The organism is Streptomyces sp. NPDC047042, from assembly GCF_040644035.1.
Taxonomy (GTDB): domain Bacteria; phylum Actinomycetota; class Actinomycetes; order Streptomycetales; family Streptomycetaceae; genus Streptomyces.
Genome location: NZ_JBEYVP010000030.1, coordinates 61,633 through 79,328, shown reverse-complemented (window position 1 = coordinate 79,328; position 17,696 = coordinate 61,633). Strand labels below are relative to the sequence as shown.

The 17,696-nt window shown below is 69.6% G+C and carries 15 protein-coding genes; 7 read left to right on the top strand and 8 right to left on the bottom strand.

Translation table 11 applies throughout. The features are described from left to right. Nucleotides 1-51: 51 nt before the first annotated feature. Both ABZ855_RS31705 and ABZ855_RS31700 read right to left on the bottom strand, forming a co-directional pair. Entirely contained in the window at nucleotides 52-2,115 is a 2,064-nt protein-coding gene (locus ABZ855_RS31705) for an RICIN domain-containing protein (RefSeq protein WP_360812720.1), read from the bottom strand. 236 nt (nucleotides 2,116-2,351) lie between these two features. Then, complete coding sequence (locus ABZ855_RS31700) at nucleotides 2,352-3,419, bottom strand: substrate-binding domain-containing protein (protein ID WP_360812718.1); 1,068 nt, start codon at nucleotides 3,417-3,419, stop codon at nucleotides 2,352-2,354. Between the two features lie 340 nt (nucleotides 3,420-3,759). On the opposite strand from ABZ855_RS31700, the gene ABZ855_RS31695 reads away from it, so the two are divergent. The 4 genes from ABZ855_RS31695 to ABZ855_RS31680 are packed head-to-tail and all read left to right on the top strand — an operon-like array spanning nucleotide 3,760 to nucleotide 9,000. Further along, nucleotides 3,760-5,070, top strand: a complete 1,311-nt coding sequence (locus tag ABZ855_RS31695; RefSeq protein ID WP_360812716.1) for an ABC transporter substrate-binding protein — start codon at nucleotides 3,760-3,762, stop codon at nucleotides 5,068-5,070. Beyond that, complete coding sequence (locus ABZ855_RS31690; RefSeq protein ID WP_319213025.1) at nucleotides 5,067-6,044, top strand: sugar ABC transporter permease; 978 nt, start codon at nucleotides 5,067-5,069, stop codon at nucleotides 6,042-6,044. Before ABZ855_RS31695 ends, ABZ855_RS31690 begins: the two co-directional genes overlap by 4 nt. After that, on the top strand, nucleotides 6,041-6,925 hold the full coding sequence (locus ABZ855_RS31685) for a carbohydrate ABC transporter permease (RefSeq protein ID WP_360812714.1): 885 nt from the start codon (nucleotides 6,041-6,043) through the stop codon (nucleotides 6,923-6,925). Before ABZ855_RS31690 ends, ABZ855_RS31685 begins: the two co-directional genes overlap by 4 nt. Nucleotides 6,926-6,975: 50 nt before the next feature. After that, nucleotides 6,976-9,000, top strand: coding sequence for a beta-galactosidase (locus ABZ855_RS31680; protein ID WP_360812712.1), 2,025 nt, complete (start codon nucleotides 6,976-6,978; stop codon nucleotides 8,998-9,000). A gap of 27 nt (nucleotides 9,001-9,027) precedes the next feature. On the opposite strand, the gene ABZ855_RS31675 is transcribed toward ABZ855_RS31680, so the two are convergent. The 6 genes from ABZ855_RS31675 to ABZ855_RS31650 all read right to left on the bottom strand — a co-directional run bounded on the left by ABZ855_RS31675 (nucleotide 9,028) and on the right by ABZ855_RS31650 (nucleotide 14,203). Further along, nucleotides 9,028-9,750 (bottom strand): SDR family NAD(P)-dependent oxidoreductase, encoded by a 723-nt coding sequence (locus ABZ855_RS31675; RefSeq protein ID WP_360812710.1) that lies wholly within the window; start codon nucleotides 9,748-9,750, stop codon nucleotides 9,028-9,030. Nucleotides 9,751-9,858: 108 nt separating this feature from the next. After that, the gene (locus ABZ855_RS31670; RefSeq protein ID WP_360812708.1) at nucleotides 9,859-10,824 is read right to left on the bottom strand and encodes a sugar kinase; all 966 of its coding nucleotides are present in this window, start codon (nucleotides 10,822-10,824) and stop codon (nucleotides 9,859-9,861) included. Beyond that, nucleotides 10,821-11,441, bottom strand: coding sequence for a bifunctional 4-hydroxy-2-oxoglutarate aldolase/2-dehydro-3-deoxy-phosphogluconate aldolase (locus tag ABZ855_RS31665; protein WP_360812706.1), 621 nt, complete (start codon nucleotides 11,439-11,441; stop codon nucleotides 10,821-10,823). The genes ABZ855_RS31670 and ABZ855_RS31665 overlap by 4 nt, the downstream gene beginning before the upstream one ends. Before the next feature lie 65 nt (nucleotides 11,442-11,506). Then, on the bottom strand, nucleotides 11,507-12,652 hold the full coding sequence (dgoD, locus tag ABZ855_RS31660; RefSeq protein WP_360812704.1) for a galactonate dehydratase: 1,146 nt from the start codon (nucleotides 12,650-12,652) through the stop codon (nucleotides 11,507-11,509). Next, nucleotides 12,649-13,389, bottom strand: a complete 741-nt coding sequence (locus tag ABZ855_RS31655) for a FadR/GntR family transcriptional regulator (protein WP_360812702.1) — start codon at nucleotides 13,387-13,389, stop codon at nucleotides 12,649-12,651. The genes dgoD and ABZ855_RS31655 overlap by 4 nt, the downstream gene beginning before the upstream one ends. Before the next feature lie 70 nt (nucleotides 13,390-13,459). After that, nucleotides 13,460-14,203, bottom strand: a complete 744-nt coding sequence (locus ABZ855_RS31650; protein WP_360812700.1) for an SDR family oxidoreductase — start codon at nucleotides 14,201-14,203, stop codon at nucleotides 13,460-13,462. Between the two features lie 168 nt (nucleotides 14,204-14,371). On the opposite strand from ABZ855_RS31650, the gene ABZ855_RS31645 reads away from it, so the two are divergent. From ABZ855_RS31645 to ABZ855_RS31635, 3 genes are all read left to right on the top strand, one after another. Beyond that, nucleotides 14,372-15,721 carry an extracellular solute-binding protein gene (locus ABZ855_RS31645; protein ID WP_360812698.1) on the top strand — a complete coding sequence of 450 codons (1,350 nt, stop codon included), beginning with the start codon at nucleotides 14,372-14,374 and terminating at the stop codon, nucleotides 15,719-15,721. Nucleotides 15,722-15,786: 65 nt separating this feature from the next. Beyond that, nucleotides 15,787-16,698: a sugar ABC transporter permease gene (locus ABZ855_RS31640; protein WP_360812696.1), complete on the top strand. Its 912-nt coding sequence runs from the start codon at nucleotides 15,787-15,789 to the stop codon at nucleotides 16,696-16,698. Next, nucleotides 16,695-17,624 (top strand): carbohydrate ABC transporter permease, encoded by a 930-nt coding sequence (locus ABZ855_RS31635; RefSeq protein ID WP_360812694.1) that lies wholly within the window; start codon nucleotides 16,695-16,697, stop codon nucleotides 17,622-17,624. Before ABZ855_RS31640 ends, ABZ855_RS31635 begins: the two co-directional genes overlap by 4 nt. Nucleotides 17,625-17,696: the final 72 nt, after the last annotated feature.

The window sequence follows — 17,696 nt, the reverse complement described above, 5'->3', positions numbered from 1 at the left end:
CCCGGGCCCGGCACACCGCCGGACCCGGGCTTTCCGCTGTGAGAAGCCGCCTCAGTTGATGCGGACGATCTTCCAGAGCTGGTCGTCGACGTTCACGTCGGTCCACTGGACGACCGCCGCGCCGTTGGCGGTGGAGGACTGGGCGACGCCGGCGTTGAGGCCGCTGTTGACGTTCTTGAGTTCGTAGTAGCCGTTGCCCGCGTCGGTCAGGGTCCACTTCTGCGAGTTGGCGGTGGAGGGGGTGTTCTGGACGACCGCGGCTCCCGGGGTGGTGGAGCCGCTGCGGATGTCGAGGTTGAGGTTGCTGTTGGCGTTCTTGATGGTCCAGGCTCCGCCGCCCGCGGACTGGAAGGTGAACAGCTGGCAGACGCAGGCGGAGTTCTGCCACTGGCCGACGGCGGTGTTGGTGGCGGTGGAGCCGGCCGGGATGTCGAGGTACTTGCCGCTGTTCTTGTTGACGAAGATGTACTGGCCGGTGCCCAGCGGGGGCAGCGCGGTCTGGGTGAGGTTCCAGCGCTGGCAGGCGCAGCCGGTGTCGCTCCACTGGCCTGCGGTGGTGCCGGTGGCGGTGGAGCCGCCCGGGATCTCGAGGAGCTTGCCGGTGACGCGGTTGGTGAGCGTGTAACCGCCGGCGGGGTTGGGGGCGACGGCCCATTCGTGGTCGAGGGTGCCGTTGTCGTCCCACTGCAGGATCTTGGCGCCGTCGGCGGTGGAGCCGCTCTGCACGCCCAGGACCTTGCCCGTGGCCACGTTGAAGATCTTGAAGTAGCCGGAGGGCTGCGCCGCGAAGCGCCACTGCTGGTCGGTGCCGCCGGTGGCGGTCTGCTGCGTCGCGAAGGTGCCGTTGGCGGTGGAGCCGCCCGCGATGGCCAGGTTGAGGGCGCTGCCCGCGTTCGAAGCCGCGTAGGTGGCGCCGTCGGAGATGCCGCCGCCCAGGTCGATGGTGCCGTACGTGACGGGGTTGTGGAGGTTGCTGCCGCCGCTTCCCCCGCTGAGCACCAGGAGGCTGTGGCCGTCGGGCAACGGGAGCAGACCGCGGCTGTAGCCGCCGACGACGGTGGAGTTGATGCGCGTCCAGGTGTCAGCGGCACCGTTCGCGGTGTTGAGGAACAGGTCGCCCGTGCTGTAGGCGCTGACGACCAGGGTGCCGTTCGGGCCGCCGGTGGGCAGCCAGGTGATGTAGGGGGTGCTGGTGGGGACGGTGCCGTCGGTCGCCCGCAGGGGTATGCCGGTGACGGAGTTGAAGGCCTCCGGGTCGGCGGAGATCTTGTAGTAGACGGCGAAGTTGCCCGAGGGGGAGCCGCCGTACTCGTACGTCATGATGTAGTTGCCGTTGGGCAGCTTGGCCACGGTGGGCATGCCCGGGCGCTGGCTGTAGGTGGGCATCGCCACGTCGTTCACCACGGGGCCCCAGGTGCGGCCGTCCGTGGAGACCTGGTGCACGACCTTCTGGCCGTAGGCGGAGTCGCGCTGGTCGGAGTAGTAGACGATCAGCTTGCCGCCCGCGTAGAGGAAGAACGGCTCCCAGACGGGGGTGTTGCCGTTGCCGTTCGTGTCGAAGGCCGGGCCGCCGGTGGCGATGTTGCTGACGAAGGTCCAGGTCAGTCCGAGGTCCGTGCTGGCGTAGACGTCGATCTTGATGGCCGAGCGGTCGGCGGGGACGGACGCTCCGGCGGCGAGGATGGTGCCCGCCGGGAAGTCACCCATGGCCGCGGGGAGCTCGAACAGCTCCGGCTCCCAGCGCATGCCCCAGCCGTTCTGGGTGTCGGCGACCTCGGAGATCTTCGTCCAGGCGTTGCCGTTGTCGGTGCTGCGGTAGATCGGGAGAACCGGTGTGCCGGTGCTGTACTGCTCGAACGTCGCCAGAATCGTGCCGTTGGCCGAGCCGTTGTGCTGCAGCCGCAGCGCCCGCGGATACAGCGACCCGGGCGAGGGCGCGTCCGACGGCGGGGTGTACATCGTCTGCGACGGACGGGACAGGGCGTCCGCCCGGCCCGCGGCGGGCAGCAGCAGCGTCGCCACCGCGGCCAGCAGGGCGAGGACGGCCGTCAGGAGAAAGAGGGGACGGGAATGCGGAGCGGCGCCGGGTCTGGCGTCTGTCTGCGCATAGGACATTGCGGCTCCCGGGGGATGGGATGGAGGTGTGTTTCGATGCCCGCCGCCCGCTCGGATCGGTCCGGGCGCGGAACAGCGGAGTCAAGGGACGGAGACGCCGGCCGGCCTGACAACGGTCGACGCCGTGGCGACGAGGAATGCGACGAGGAATCCGGTGAGGTTTCGCGACGGGCTTCCTCGGCGTACAGCGGAGGTGCTCACGCGTGCCCTCTGTCCGCACCTGTGGGTGCGATGGCTCAGGCGGTGCGGGGTGCGGTCCGCCCCCGGTGGGAGGGCGGCGGCGCGGTCGAGGCGCGGATGACGAGCTCGACCTGTGGTTCGCTCGCCGGAGGCAGTTCGGTCTCCGGCTCTTCGACGGCGTGCACGAGCAGTCTGATGCCGTCCCGTGCCGCTTCGTCGAAGGGCTGACGCGCGGTGGTCAGCGGGGGTGTGACGTGGGCGAAGACGGGGTTGCCGTCGAAGCCCACCACGCTCACGTCCTCCGGTACCCGGCGGCCTGCCTCGCGCAGGGCGTGGATCAGGCCGATGGCCATCTCGTCGCCCGCCGCGAAGACAGCGGTCACGGTGGTGTCCGCAGCCAGTTCCCGGCCGGCCGCGTAGCCGGACTCGGGTGACCAGTCGCCCTCGATCACCGGATGCTCGACCGCACCCCGTGCCGCCAGCGCGGCGCGCCAGCCGTCAGCACGGTCCTTCGAGGCGTACCAGCGTCGAGGGCCCGCGAGATGGTGGACGGTGGTGTGCCCGAGATCCAGCAGGTGGTCGGTGGCCGCGCGCGCCAGTTCATGGGCGCCCACGCCCACACTCAGGGTCCGGGCGGAGGTGAAGAAGGCCGGCGGCGCGCCCAGGAAGAGGACCGGCACGTCGATCCGGACGGACACCTCGCCCTCCACGATGGGTTCGGACACCACGATGCCGTCCACGCCCTGTTCGAGGAGCGACAGCACCGCGCCGGCGATGCCCTCGGGGTCTCCGTCCACGGTGTTGACCACCCGCAGTGCGTAACCGGCGTCCCGTGCGGCCCTCTCCACACCGACGAGGAGTGAGGCGGTGCCGTACCCGGCTGTGCCCAGGGCGACGACCCCGATCGAACGGCTGCGGCCCGAGGCCAGTGCCCTGGCCGCGTGGTTCAGCCGGTATCCGAGCTCCCCGGCCGTGTCCAGGACCCGACGGCGGACCTCGTCGGAGACGTACGGCTCGTTGTTGAAGACCCGTGACACCGTCTTGCGCGAGACGCCGGCCGCATGGGCCACGTCCGCGCTGCGCGGTGCCGGGGAACCGGCGTTCCGCCCCACCACTCGTGTCATGAGAACTCCCGATGGCCGTGAGTATCGAACCAGGTCAACCGTATGACCGCGCGGTCCTGACCGCGCGGTCATGTCTACGCAGCACCGGGGTCCCCCGTCAAGGGAACCGGCAGGTTTTCTTGCACCGAGGCACCGATTTCCTTCTCCTGGGACGGTCTGACGGGCGCCTTCTCCGCACGGCCTTGACAGCGGGCCCCCGGAAAGTTCACTCTTCACCGCGTCAGCCGATCGGATCTGTCCGATCGCGTTCATTTCTGGTCGTATCCGTCGACCGCTTCCCGTCATGCCCCCTTGAGCCGATGCGCCACGCCCGGGCCATGACAGCCCTTCAGGAGCCGAAATGCGCCATTCATCCCTTGGTGAGCCCTTGCCCGGCACAAGCCGCCGCGCCGTGCTGCGCGGACTCGGCGGGGCCGCACTCCTCGGTGCCGGTGTCCCGCTGCTGTCCGCGTGCGGCGGCGGTGGCACCGGGTCCGACTCCAAGACCGTCACCGTCGGCTCCAACGCGTCCGACGCCGTCCCGAAGAAGGGATACGGCGACATGTACGCGGCGTTCACGAAGCAGTCCGGGATCAAGGTCGCCATCAACACCAAGGACCACGGCACGTTCCAGGAGCAGATCAACACCTATCTGCAGGGCACGCCGGACGACGTGTTCCAGTGGTTCGCCGGCTACCGGATGCAGTTCTTCGCGGCCAAGGGACTGGCCTCCCCTATCGACGACGTGTGGAAGACGATCGGCGGCAACTTCCCCAGCGCCATGCACGACCTGAGCAAGGGTCAGGACGGCAAGTACTACCTGGTGCCGCTGACCACGTCCCCGTGGGCGGTCTTCTACCGCAAGAGCGTCTTCCAGCAGTACGGCTACCAGGTCCCCACCACGTGGGACGCGTATGTCGCCCTGTGCAAGCAGATGAAGAAGGACGGCCTGGTCCCGATCGCCTTCGGCGACAAGGACGCCTGGCCGGCGATGGGTTCCTTCGACCAGATCAACTTCCGCCTCAACGGCTACGACTTCCACGTGGAGCTGATGGCCGGCAAGGCCTCGTGGACCGACGCGAAGGTCCGCAAGGTCTTCGACACCTGGGCCGAGACCCTGCCCTTCCACCAGGAGGGCGCGGTCGGCCGTACCTGGCAGGACGCCGCCCAGACGCTGGTCGCGAAGAAGGCGGGGATGTACATGCTCGGCATGTTCGTGGCCCAGCAGTTCACGAACAAGGCGGACCTGGACGACCTCGACTTCTTCCCCTTCCCCGAGATCGACCCGGCGTACGGTCAGGACACCGTGGAGGCGCCGACCGACGGCATCATGCTCAGCAAGAGCCCCAAGAACCACGCCGGTTCGGTCAAGCTGCTCGAGTTCCTGGGCACGCCGCAGGCCGAGGAGATCTACCTCAAGGCCGACCCGAGCCTCATCGCCGCCTCCACCAAGGCCGACACCTCCGCCTACAGCACCCTTCAGAAGAAGGGCTACGACATGATCGCGGGGGCCAAGCACCTCACCCAGTTCATGGACCGTGACAGCCGCCCGGACTTCACCTCGACGGTGATGCAGCCCGCGCTGCAGAAGTTCGTCCGCGACCCCAAGGGCGTCGACGGCATCCTGTCGTCCATCGAGCGCCAGAAGAAGGCGATCTTCGCCTCCTCATGAGCACCGACATCCTCACGAAGTCCCCGGAGGCGGCCGCCGAGCCGCCCCGGGGCGTGCCCTCGAACAAGCGGGTCCCGCAGGGCCATCGGCGTCTGCTGACCCGCCGTGACCGGCTCACGCTCGGTCTGATGGCCGGCATACCGACGATCCTGCACGTGGCCCTCGTCTGGCTCACCGCGCTGGCCTCCATCGCTCTCGCGTTCACCACCTGGGACGGCATCGGCTTCGACTCCATCAAGTGGGTCGGGCTGGACAACTTCCGCGAACTGTTCACCAACAACCCGCAGTTCTGGCCCGCCGTCGAGCACAACGTCATCTGGTTTGTCGTGCTCATCCTGATCCCGACCCCGCTCGGACTGCTCCTGGCGGTCCAGCTGGACAAGAACATCCGGTTCAGCCGGGTCTACCAGACGGCGTTCTTCCTGCCGGTCGTGGTGTCGCTGGCCGTCACCGGATTCGTCTGGCAGCTGGTCTACAACCCGGACACGGGCCTGATCAACAGCCTCATCGGGGCCAATAAGCCCGGCCACTACATCGACTGGATCGGCGACCCGGACCTCAACCTGTGGGCCGTCCTGGTGGCCGCCTGCTGGCGGCACACCGGCTACATGATGATCCTCTACCTGGCCGGTCTCAAGGGCGTCGACCCCTCGCTGCGCGAGGCGTCCTCACTCGACGGCGCGGGCGAGTGGCAGACGTTCAAGAACGTCATCTTCCCCACGCTGCGCCCCACCAACACGGTCGTGCTGGTCGTCACGATCATCGAGGCCCTGCGCGCCTTCGACCTGGTCTTCGTCTTCAACAAGGGCGCCCAGGGCACCGAGTTGCTGTCGATCCTGGTCACCAACAACATCATCGGCGAGTCCAGTCGCATCGGGTACGGCTCGGCGATCGCCGTGGTCCTGCTGGTGATCTCGCTCGCCGTGATCATCCCGTATCTGATCTCGACCTTCCGGAAGGAGCGGAGCGCATGAGCACCTCCATGGCACTGAGACAGCGCACCCCCGTCCGCCCCGCCCGGATCCTGCTGCACACGTTCCTCGTCGTGACGTCACTGGCCTGGCTGGCGCCGCTGCTGTGGGCGATGTTCGCGGCCCTGCGGCCGTACGCCGAGACCAGCGACAAGGGCTATGTCTCCTGGCCCGACAAGCTGAACTTCGCCAACTTCACCAACGCCTTCACGCAGTCGGACATGCTGCACTACTTCGGGAACACGCTGCTCATCGCGATTCCGGCGGTGCTGCTGACCCTGTTCCTGTCGTCCTGCGTGGCGTTCTACGTCAGCCGCTTCGACTTCCGGGTCAACCTGTTCCTGCTGCTGGTGTTCACGGCCGGCAACCTGCTCCCGCAGCAGGTCATCATCACCCCGCTCTACCGCCTCTACCTGCTCGTGGACCTGCCGGGAATCACCGCGTCCGGCAAGCTGTACGACTCGGCTCTGGGGCTGGTTCTCATCCATGTGGCGTTCCAGTCGGGCTTCTGCGCGTTCGTGCTCGCCAACTACATGCGTTCCCTCCCGCACGAGCTGACCGAGGCCGCCCTCGTCGACGGCGCCTCCGTCTGGCGCCTGTACTGGCAGATCGTGCTGCCGCTGTGCAGGCCCGCGATGGCGGCCCTGGCCACCCTGCTGTCCATCTGGATCTACAACGACTTCTTCTGGGCGATCGTGCTGATCTCCACCGGCGAGAACATGCCGATCACCTCGGCCCTCAACAACCTCTCCGGCCAGTACTTCACCGACCCCAACCTGGTCGCCGCGGGTGCGCTGCTGACCGCCATCCCCACCCTGATCGTTTACTTCGCGCTGCAACGCCAGTTCGTCAGCGGTCTGACCCTGGGCGCCAACAAGGGCTGACCCAGCCGTACGCGCCCGCCCTCACCCCCGACTTTCCGGAGCACTCCCCCATGAGCACCGCACGCCGCCTCCGTCTTCCCGGCATCGCCTACGGAGGCGACTACAACCCCGAACAATGGCCCGAGGAGGTGTGGGCCAAGGACATGCGCCTGATGCGCGAGGCCGGGGTCACCATGGTCAGCGTCGGCATCTTCTCCTGGGCGCTGCTCGAACCGGCCGAGGGCGTCTACGACTTCACGCGCATGGACCGGATCCTCGACCTCCTGCACGAGAACGGCATCGGCGCCGACCTGGCCACACCCACCGCGTCGCCGCCCGCCTGGTTCTTCAAGGCCCACCCCGAGGCACTCCCGGTGGACAAGGACGGCCGCCGGCTGTGGTACGGCAGCCGCCAGACGTTCTGCCCCTCCAGCCCCGCCTACCGTGAGGCCGCCCTGCGGATGGCGGGCACGCTGGCCGAGCGGTACGCCGACCATCCGGCCGTCGTCATGTGGCACGTCCACAACGAGTACGGCTGCCACAACCCCGCCTGCTACTGCGACGAGAGCGCGGAGTCCTTCCGCCGCTGGCTGCGGGACAAGTACCAGGACCTGGACGCGCTGAACGACGCCTGGGGCACGACCTTCTGGAGCCAGTGGTACTACGACTGGGCCGAGATCATCCCGCCCCGTGCCACCGCGGCCCCTCCGAACCCCACTCACCAGCTGGACTGGCGCCGCTTCTGCTCCGACGAACTGCTCTCGCTGTGCACGGCCGAGCGCGAGGTACTGCTCCGGGCGGCGCCGGACCTGCCCGCGACGACCAACTTCATGGTCCTGCGCACCTTCGACGCCCTCGACTACTGGCGCTGGGCACCGGAGTTGGACATCCTCTCCAACGACCACTACCTGATGTCCGACGACCCGGAGGCGGAGCTCGACATCGCGCTCAGCGGCGACCTGATGAGGTCGCTCGCGGGCGGCCCGTGGTTTCTCATGGAGCACTCGCCGGGTGCCGTCAACTGGCAGCAGGTCAACCGGGCCAAGGGCCCGGGTGAGATGCGGCGCAACGCGCTCGCCCATGTCGCCCACGGCGCCGACGGCATCGCGTTCTTCCAGTGGCGGGCCGCGAAGGCGGGCGCCGAGCAGTGGCACTCGGCGATGCTTCCGCACGCCGGCACCGACAGCCGGATCTGGCAGGACGTCGTCCAACTGGGCGCCGATCTGCGGGCGTTGGCCGAGGTGCGGGACACCGATGTCGCGGCGCGCGTGGCGATCGTATGGGACTGGGACGCCCGTTGGGCGCTGGAGCTGCCCGCCCAGCCGAGCGGTGAGCTGCGTTACCAGGACCTGGTGCGTGACTGGTACACCCCGCTGTGGCGTGCGGGTGTCGCCGTCGACTTCGTCCGTCCCGACGACCCCGGGCTCGACCGGTACCAGCTCGTCCTGGTCCCGTCGCTGTACGTGGTGACGGAGTCGGCCGCGGCGAATCTCGCCCGGTTCGCGGAGAGCGGGGGGACGCTGGCCGTCGGCTTCCACAGCGGCATGGTCGACGAGAAGGGCCACGTATTCCTGGGCGGGTACCCGGGCGCGTTCCGCGACGTCCTCGGCGTGCACACCGACGAGCTGTTCCCGCTGCTGCCGGGGCAGACCACGGGCCTGGCCGGCGAAGTGCCGCCGGGCGCCACGGCCGACCTGTGGTCGGAACGGGTCGGGCTGGCCGGCGCCCGGGCCGTCGCCTCGTACGCCGACGGTCCGCTGGCCGGGCATCCCGCCGTCACCCACCACCGGTACGGCAGCGGTAGCGCCTGGTATGTGGCGACCCACCCCGACCAGGACACCCTGGCGGCCCTCCTCCACCGCATCCGCGAGGAGGCCGGTGTGGCTCCCGAGCACGAGGTGCCCGCCGGGATCGAGGTCGTACGGCGTCGCGGCGCGGAGGCCGACTTCCTGTTCCTCGTCGACCACGCGGGCAAGGGCGCCGAAGTCCGCGCCGAAGGGGTGGAACTCCTCACCGGCACCCCGGTCTCGGGGACCGTCGTCGTCCCCCCGGGAGGCGTCGCCGTCGTCCGGGAGCCGCACGGCACGCCGTCCTGACCTACCGGGACCGGACAGGGGTTCCGCTCAGTCGAGCGGGACCCCTGTCCGGCTCTCCAGGGCCTGGATGAGGCGAGCCTGGAACTCCTTGTCCTGGGAGGCGGGGTGCGGTGGCTGGGTCCGGCGGTGGTACCAGTAGCCGCCGGTGCTCGGGGTCACGTCGTCGTGGGTGGCGAGCCACGCCTGTGTCCGGTGCCCGGCGACCAGGTCGTCCGCTGCGCCGGCGCCGCCCATCCGGGTGGGCACCCAGCCGGGGTCGACCGCGTGGGCGACGGTTCCTTCCCAGCGGGACGCGAAGGCCAGCGTGAGGGTGGTGACCCACAGTTTGGTGTCGGAGTAGGTGGCGGTGCCGTCCGTCAGCCGTCCGAGGTCCGTGGAGCCGGATCGGTGCATGGAGCTGCTGAGGTAGACGAGTCTGGCCGGCTTCTCCATCAGGGCCGTCAGCAGGTAGGGCGCGATCGTGTTGACCGTGGTCTGCTCCGGCGAGTTCAGGACTCCGGCGTTGTGGATGACGGCGTCGAAGCGGCCGAATCCCGAGGCCTGGCGGGCGACTTCGTGAATGTCGTCCGGTCGGGCGAGGTCCCCGAGGACGACGCCCTTCCACCGGGCGCTGTCGTCCTCGCGGGTGAGACGTGCCGGGTTGCGGACGTGGACGACCACGTCGTGACCGTCGTCGGCCAACGCGTTCGCCGCGTCACGCCCGAGCCCGGAGGCCGCGCCGGTTACCAGGATCAGTGCCACGTCAGTCATCTTTCGTCGTAGGGGAAACGACAGTATCGGCCCGGCGATGTGCGGCCCCGGCCGCCGCACATCACGCCCCACAGGCAGTCGGCTCGAAGAGCCGATCCGCTGCCCCGGTCAGCGGATCGTCGTGCCGTCCGGCTCGTCGAGCAGTCCCAGTTCGTCCCGGGTCGGAAGGCCCTCCCAGTCGCCCCGGGCGGCGACGGCGAAGGCCGCCGTGGTGACGGCGCGGTGCAGCCGGGCCGGGATGTCAGCGCCGTCGAGGACGCCGGACAGGTATCCGGCCACGAAGGCGTCACCCGCGCCGACCAGATCGACGGCGTCGACCTGTCGTGCGGCGCGGTCGGTCGGACCGTCCGCGGTGAACGTGGTCGCGCCGCGTGCGCCGCGTTTGACGACCACCTCGGCGACCCCCGCGGCCAGGACGCTCTTCACGGCCTCGGCCTCGTCGGCGTCGGGTCGTTCCAGTACCAGCGGCAGCTCGTCCTCGGAGGCTATGAGCAGGTCGGTACGGAGCAGCAGCGGGCGGAGCGCGGTGCGGGCGGCGTCCGTACTCCACAGCCGGGAGCGGTAGTTGACGTCGAGGCACACGGTGATGCCGGCGTCGCGCGCGGCCGTGGCGGCGGCCAGTGCGGTGTGGGCGGCGATCGCGCTGAGCGCCGGTGTGATGCCGGTCAGATGCAGGACGCGAGTGCCGGGGGTCAGCGCGGGCAGTACGTCGGCCGGTGACACCGCCGAACCGGCGGAACCGGTGCGGTAGTAGCTGACGCGGGTCAGGGTGCCAAGGCGGGGTTCGGTCAGCAGCAGTCCCGTGGGGCGGCCGGTGTCGTCGGTGGCCGCGTGGTCGGTGTCGACGCCCTCCGCGCGCAGCGTACGCAGGACCAGCGCGCCGAGTTCGTCCGCGCCGACCCGGCCGGCCCAGCGCACCCGGTGCCCTAGTCGGGCGAGGCCGATGGCCACGTTGGACTCGGCGCCGGCGACGGACAGGCCGAGGTTGCCGCCGAGTCGTAGCGCGCCGTGGGCGCGCAGTGCCGCCATGGTCTCGCCGAAGGTCACGACCTCGGCCGGAGTCCGGGTCGTCATACCGTGCCCCCTGCGGTGACTTTGCGGAACTCGGCCGCGCGGAGGCGGAGTTGACCGAGGTCGCCGCCGTCGGCCGCGTCGCCGACGAGCGGTGAGCCCACGCCGACGGCGAGGGCACCCCGGTCCAGGTAGGCGCGGGCGGCCGGTGCGTCCACTCCGCCGACGGGTACGAAGTGCACCTCGGGGAACGGGTCGCGCAGGGCCTTCAGATAGCCGGGGCCGCCGAAGGAGCCGGGGAAGAGTTTGATCGCGGCGGCGCCCCTGGCGAGGGCGGCTTCGACCTCGCTCGGTGTCAGGGCGCCCATCAACACCGGTACGCCGTACGGCTCCAGGCCGTCGACGAGGGCCGGGGTGACGAGGTAGGACGCGCCGGCGTCCAGGGCGCGGGCGGCGTCCGCGGCGGAGCGCACGGTGCCGGCGCCGAGGAGGGCGTCCGGGCCCAGTTCGGCGCGCGCCCGCCGGATGACGGTCAGGGCGTCGGTGGTGGTCAGCGAGACCTCGATCGCCGCGATGCCCTCCTCTGTGAGGGTGCGTACGGTGCTCAGTGCCGCGGCGGCGTCCTTGCCTCGAACGACCGCCAGCAGGCGGTGGGTTCGGAGGGATTCCACCAGGTTCATGAAGGCGCGCTCTCCTTGTGCCAGGGCAACAGGCCCTGAGGGGTAGGGGGTTGTCGTGCCGCTGGTCACCACTCGGTGAATGCCCCGTCGGGGCCGCGCCATACGGGGTTGCGCCAGCGGTGTCCTGTCTCGGCGGCGTGGCGTACGGCCTTCTCGTCGATCTCGACGCCGAGTCCCGGGCGGGTGGAGGCGACCGCGTACCCGTCCTGGAACCGGAAGGGTTCGGGGTCCATCACGTACTCGAGCAGGTCGGACCCGTTGTTGTAGTGGATGCCCAGACTCTGTTCCTGGATGAGGAAGTTCGGTACGGAGAAGGCGATCTGGAGGCTCGCGGCCAGCGCGATCGGGCCGAGGGGGCAGTGGGGGGCCATGGTGACGTCGTACGTCTCGGCCATGGCGGCGATGCGGCGGACCTCGGAGATGCCGCCGGCGTGCGACAGGTCGGGCTGGGCGACGGCGATGCCGCTGGTCATGACGGGGCGGAAGTCCCAGCGGGAGTAGAGGCGTTCGCCGGTGGCGAGGGGGATGCTCGTGCTCTCCACCAGGCTGCGCAGCTGGCCCGAGTATTCCGGCGCGACGGGTTCTTCGACGAACAGCGGGTGCAGTGGCTCGAGTTGGGGCAGCAGTCGGCGTGACATGGCGGTGGAGGCGCGGCCGTGGAAGTCGACGGCGATGTCCCGTTCGTCGCCCAGCACCTCGCGGACGGCCGCGACGCGTTCGACGACCTCCGCGGTGCGGGCCGGGGTGTCGATGCGGGCGAGTTCGGCCGAGGCGTTCATCTTGACGGCGGTGAAGCCCGCCTTCATCTGTTCCTCGGCCAGTTCCGCGACATCGCTCGGCCGGTCTCCGCCGATCCAGGCGTACATCCGGACACGGTCGCGCACGGGGCCGCCGAGGAGGCGGTGCACGGGGACGCCGTAGGTCTTGCCCGCGATGTCCCACAGGGCCTGGTCTATGCCGGCGACGGCGCTGGAGAGGATGGGGCCACCCCGGTAGAAGCCGCCCTTGGTGAGCACCTGCCAGTGGTCCTCGATGCGCAGCGGGTCCCGGCCGACGAGGTGGTCGGCCAGTTCGTGGACCGCGGCCCGTACGGTCTCGGCGCGGCCCTCGATGACGGGTTCGCCCCAGCCGGTGACGCCCTCGTCGGTGGCGACGCGCAGGAACAGCCAGCGCGGGGCCACCAGGAACGTCTCAAGTCCGGTTATTTTCAAGGGAGTTCCTTCGGCGACGGGTCGGTCGCGGGGTCGGGGCCGGTCCTGGCCCGTACGGCTGCCAGGTCGTCGGTGGCCTGTGCCAGGAGGGAGTCGACGGCGGCCGCGGCGGCGTCCGGGTCGCCCGCCTCGACGGCGTCGAGCAGGTCCTGGTGCACGGGGATGGAGTCGGAGAAGTGCTGGGCGCCGTGCACGATCCGGTCACGGACGCGCAGGCCGGCCTCGATGACGACCTCCATCCGGCTGAGGAGTTCGTTGTGGGCGGCGTCGAGGAGGGCACGGTGGAAGGCCAGGTCGGCCTCGACCATGGCCGCCGCGTCGGCGCCCGCCGCCGCCATCGCGTCCAGCGCCTGCCGCAACGCGTCCAGGTCTTCGGGGGTACGGCGCACCGCGGCGAGCCGGGCGCCGGCGGGCTCGACGATCGCGCGGACCTCGGCGAGGTCCTCGAGGAAACCGTCGGTCGGAGCGCTGCTGCCCTGCCAGCGCAGCAGGTCGCTGTCGAGCAGGTTCCAGTCGGCTCGGGGCCGGATCGTCGTACCGCGTTTCTGCCGTGACTCCAGCAGGCCCTTGGACGCCAGTACGCGCATCGCCTCACGGACCACGGTCTTGCTGACGCCCAACTCCGTTTCGAAGTTGGCCGGGTCCACCACGGAGCCCGGGGGGTAGTCGCCGCGGACGATGCGTCGGCCCAGCTCCTCAACCGCCTGGCCGTGCAGCCCCCTGCCGGGATGGATCACCGTGTTCTCCGTTTCCGTTCCGGTCCTGTTCGCCGGGACCGCGCACGGTCCACCGCCGGGTGCGCGCCGCTCACGAGGACTCCTTCATGACGCTCCATCCTCCATCAACCACCAGGCTCGCTCCCGTCACATAGGACGCGTCCTCCGATACCAGGAAGGCGACGGCGGCGGCGACCTCCTCCGGCCGGCCGAACCGCCGTGCCGCGGTGGCGGCCACACTGCGCGCCCGGTCGGCCTCCGGGATGCCGTCCCAGGCCGCGGTGAGAACGGGGCCGGGCAGCACGGTGTTGACCCGGATGTCGGGCCCGTACTCGACGGCCAACTGCCGCCCCAGCGAGCACAGCGCGCCCTTCGCGGCGGCGTAGGCGGCATGCCCGGGCAGGCCCATGACCGCGTGCACGGAGGAGGTGAGGACGACGGAGCCCGAGGTTTCGCGCAGCAGGGCCGCGAAGGTCTTCATCCCGCGCCAGGCGGGCTTGAGCAGCACGGCCATCTGACCGTCCCACTCGGCCTCGCTCAACTCGTGGGCGGGCTTGTTGAGTTGGGCGAAGGCGTTGCTGTGCAGGACGTCCAGCCGGCCGTGGTGCTCGTCGACGTGGCGGGCCAGGTGGTCCCAGTCGGCGGCCGAGGTCACATCGCAACGCACGTACTCCGCTCGTCCGCCGCTGTCCGCGATGTCGGCCGCGACGGCCTTGCCGGCCGCGTCGTCCACGTCCGTGACCACGACCACCGCCCCTTCGGCCGCGAGCCGGTGTGCCGTGGCCGCGCCGATACCGTGCGCAGCCCCGGTGATCACCGCCACGCGCCCGGTCATCCTGCGGCATCCCGTCATCACGTGCGTCTCCCCTCGCTTCTGTCCACACACCCACCATAGCTGTTTCAATTAATTATGAATATATCTTGACGGCGTGGCGATGCCGCTCCAAGACTGACCGGCACGCAACAGGCACCTGCAGGACGAAGCCAGGAAGGACCTCCTCCCATGAGCCGCACCACACCCCGCCGCAGAAGCCGGGGCACATTGGCGACGACCCTTGTCGCCGTCTCCCTGCTCATCTCGGCCTGCGGGGGTTCGGCCGATTCGACGGACAAGGACAAGGCACAGGCACCCGCCAAGCCCGGCCAGAAGGTCGACCTGCGCTTCTGGTCGTGGGTCCCCGGCGTCGACAAGGCCGTCGACAAGTGGAACGCCACCCACCCGGACATCCACGTCAAACTGGAGAAGGTCCCGGCGGGCAGCAGCGGCACCTACGCCAAGATGCGCGCCGCCCTCAAGAGCGGCAACGCGCCCGACCTGGCGCAGGTGGAGTACCAGGAGATCCCCTCGTTCCTGCTGGAGAACGGCCTGGTGAACCTGTCCGAGTACGGCGCGGACAAGGACAAGTCGAAGTTCGTTGACTGGCAGTGGGAGCAGGGAGTCTTCGGCTCGGCCGTCTACGCGATCCCCCAGGCGTCCGGTCCGATGGGCCTGTTCTACCGCTCCGACCTGTTCAAGAAGTGGGGCATCGCGCCGCCCACCACCTGGGACGAGTACGCCCAGGCCGCGGAGAAGATCAACAAGGCGGACCCGAAGGCGTACATCGGCACCTTCCCGCCCGGCAACTCCGCCTGGTTCACCGCACTCGCGTGGCAGGCCGGCGCCAAGTGGTTCGGCGTCGACGGCGACACCTGGTCGGTGAACATCGCCTCCCCGCAGACCCTGAAGGTCGCCGCCTACTGGGACGAACTGCGCACCAGGAAGCTGATCAAGACCGAACCCGACTTCGCCAACGGCTGGTACAAGGACCTGCAGACCGGCTCCATCACCTCATGGGTCAGTGCCCAGTGGGGCGACGCCATCATCAGCGGAAACGCTCCCAAGACGGCCGGCAAGTGGGCGGTGGCGCCCATGCCGCAGTGGACGAAGGGCGCGAACGTCTCCGCGAACTGGGGCGGTTCGTCCACGGCCGTCCTCAAGGGCGCCAAGCACATCCCGGAGGCACTGAAGTTCGCCGAGTGGCTCAACACCGACCCCGCGAGCGTCGACCTGCTGCTGCAGGGCGGATACGGCTGGCCCGCGGGGGCCGACGCGTACAAGGGCTCCTCACTGGACAAGCCGTCGGAGTTCTACGGAGGCCAGAAGTACAACGAGGTCTTCGCTGAGGCGGACAAGAACATCGACACCTCGTGGAAGTGGATACCGACGATCGACGCCACCTACCAGCACCTCAACGACGGCTTCCAGGCCGCCGTGGCGGGCAAGGGCTCGTTCGTCTCCGCGGTCGAGCAGGCGCAGAAGCAGACCGTCGAGGACCTGAAGAAGAAGGGCCTGAAGGTTTCCACCGGCCAGTGACCGCCTCCGGAGGGGCGCGACACGGCCGCCGCCGTTCCCCCCTCCGGACTCCAGAAAGCACCCTGATGCCCACCCGCACCCGAGCACCCCGCCGCCGCAGAAACCTGGCGCCCCTCGCCTTCGTCGCGCCCTTCCTCCTGCTGTTCCTGCTGACCTTCGGCGCCCCCATCGGCTACGCCGTTTACCAGAGCGTCATGGACGTCGAGCACACCGGCCCGCTGGGGCTCGGCGGCAGCCGTACCGTCTTCGTCGCGCTGAACAACTACTCCGACGCGTTGTCCGACGACACCTTCCTGCGCAGCGTCGGTCGCGTGCTGCTGTTCGCGGTCGTCCAGGTGCCGGTGATGGTCGCGCTGGCCGCCGGGCTCGCGCTGCTCCTCGACAGCGCCTCGGCCAGAGGCGTGCGGTTCTTCCGCGCCGCCTACTTCCTGCCCTACGGCGTCCCGGGGGTCATCGCGTCCATCCTGTGGGGCTTCCTGTACGTACCGGGAGTCAGCCCTCTCGTGGACGGCATGCGCCACCTGGGCGTGTCGGTGGACCTGCTGGGCGGAAACACGGTCCTGTGGTCCATCGCGAACATCGTCACCTGGGAGTTCGCCGGCTACAACATCCTGGTCCTCGTCGCCCAACTGCGTACCATCCCCGCGGAGTTGTACGAGGCCGCCCGCATCGACGGCGCCAGTGCGTGGATGACGGTCCGGCACGTCAAGCTGCCGCTGCTGCGCCCGGCCCTGATCCTCACCACGGTCTTCACCATCATCGGCACGCTGCAACTGTTCGCGGAGCCACTCGTGCTCAAGCCCGTCTCGTCGAGCATCGACAGCGCCTACACCCCCAACCTCAGCGCCTACAACGAGGCGTTCACCAACGACAACTACCACCTCGCCGCCGCCGAGGCAGTGCTGCTCGCCCTCGCCGCGTTCGTGCTCTCCTTCGGGTTCCTGCGGCTGGTCAACAAGAGAGGCGGGGACGCGTGAGTCTCCAGACAGCGGCCCGCACGGTCCCGCCGAGCGGTGAGAAGCCGGCCTCCGACGACGGCCCGACTCCGCGCGGCGGCATCACCGGGGTCACCACACGCAGCCGCATCCTGGTCACCGGTCTGCTCGTGGCAGCCGCCGGGTACTTCCTGCTCCCGGTGTACTGGCTGGTCGTGGCGTCCACCAAGTCCACCGGCGACCTGTTCGGCAGCTTCGGGCTGTGGTTCTCCCATCCGCAGTTCCTGAGCAACCTGCACCAGGTGGTCACCTACGACCACGCGATCTACCTGCGCTGGGCCGCCAACAGCCTGCTGTACGCGGGGGTCGGCGCCGGCGTGGCGACGCTGCTGGCCGCGATGTCCGGCTACGCGCTGGCCAAGTTCTCCTTCGCCGGCCGCGACACGATCTTCAACATCGTGCTGGGTGGCGTCCTGATCCCCGGCACGGCGCTGGCGCTGCCCATGTACCTGCTGTTCAGCGAGGCGGGCCTGGCCAACACCTACTGGGCCGTGCTGGTGCCGAGCTTCGTCAGCCCCTTCGGCGTGTACCTGTGCCGGATCTACGCCGCGGCGTCCATACCGGACGAGCTGCTGGAGGCGGCCCGCATCGACGGCGCGGGAGAGTTCCGCATCTTCACGACCGTCGCTCTGCGCATCATGACCCCCGCCCTGGTGACGATCTTCCTCTTCCAGTTCGTCGGCATCTGGAACAACTATTTCCTGCCGCTGGTCATGCTGTCCGACTCCAAGCTGTACCCCATCACCCTCGGTCTGACGTCGTGGCAGTCCTTCGCCGACCGCCAGCCGCAGCTCTACCAACTGACCGTGGGAGGCGCCTTCGTCTCCGTCGTCCCCCTGATGATCGCCATGGTCGCCCTGCAGCGCTTCTGGCGCAGCGGTCTGACGGACGGCAGCGTCAAGGGCTGAGCCACAGGAAGGGCAGAGCAGGAAGGGTGGAGGGGGAGGGACGGACCGTCCCTCCCCCTCCACCCTTCGACG

Bases quoted from the DNA above. Each gene is read 5' to 3' on its own strand.
- ABZ855_RS31695 (WP_360812716.1), top strand. From the start codon at position 3,760: ATGCGCCATTCATCCCTTGGTGAGCCCTTGCCCGGCACAAGCCGCCGC.
- ABZ855_RS31640 (WP_360812696.1), top strand. From the start codon at position 15,787: ATGCCCACCCGCACCCGAGCACCCCGCCGCCGCAGAAACCTGGCGCCC.
- ABZ855_RS31645 (WP_360812698.1), top strand. From the start codon at position 14,372: ATGAGCCGCACCACACCCCGCCGCAGAAGCCGGGGCACATTGGCGACG.
- ABZ855_RS31665 (WP_360812706.1), bottom strand. From the start codon at position 11,441: ATGAACCTGGTGGAATCCCTCCGAACCCACCGCCTGCTGGCGGTCGTT.
- ABZ855_RS31690 (WP_319213025.1), top strand. From the start codon at position 5,067: ATGAGCACCGACATCCTCACGAAGTCCCCGGAGGCGGCCGCCGAGCCG.
- ABZ855_RS31670 (WP_360812708.1), bottom strand. From the start codon at position 10,824: ATGACGACCCGGACTCCGGCCGAGGTCGTGACCTTCGGCGAGACCATG.
- ABZ855_RS31705 (WP_360812720.1), bottom strand. From the start codon at position 2,115: ATGTCCTATGCGCAGACAGACGCCAGACCCGGCGCCGCTCCGCATTCC.
- ABZ855_RS31650 (WP_360812700.1), bottom strand. From the start codon at position 14,203: ATGACCGGGCGCGTGGCGGTGATCACCGGGGCTGCGCACGGTATCGGC.
- ABZ855_RS31680 (WP_360812712.1), top strand. From the start codon at position 6,976: ATGAGCACCGCACGCCGCCTCCGTCTTCCCGGCATCGCCTACGGAGGC.
- ABZ855_RS31700 (WP_360812718.1), bottom strand. From the start codon at position 3,419: ATGACACGAGTGGTGGGGCGGAACGCCGGTTCCCCGGCACCGCGCAGC.
- ABZ855_RS31685 (WP_360812714.1), top strand. From the start codon at position 6,041: ATGAGCACCTCCATGGCACTGAGACAGCGCACCCCCGTCCGCCCCGCC.
- ABZ855_RS31675 (WP_360812710.1), bottom strand. From the start codon at position 9,750: ATGACTGACGTGGCACTGATCCTGGTAACCGGCGCGGCCTCCGGGCTC.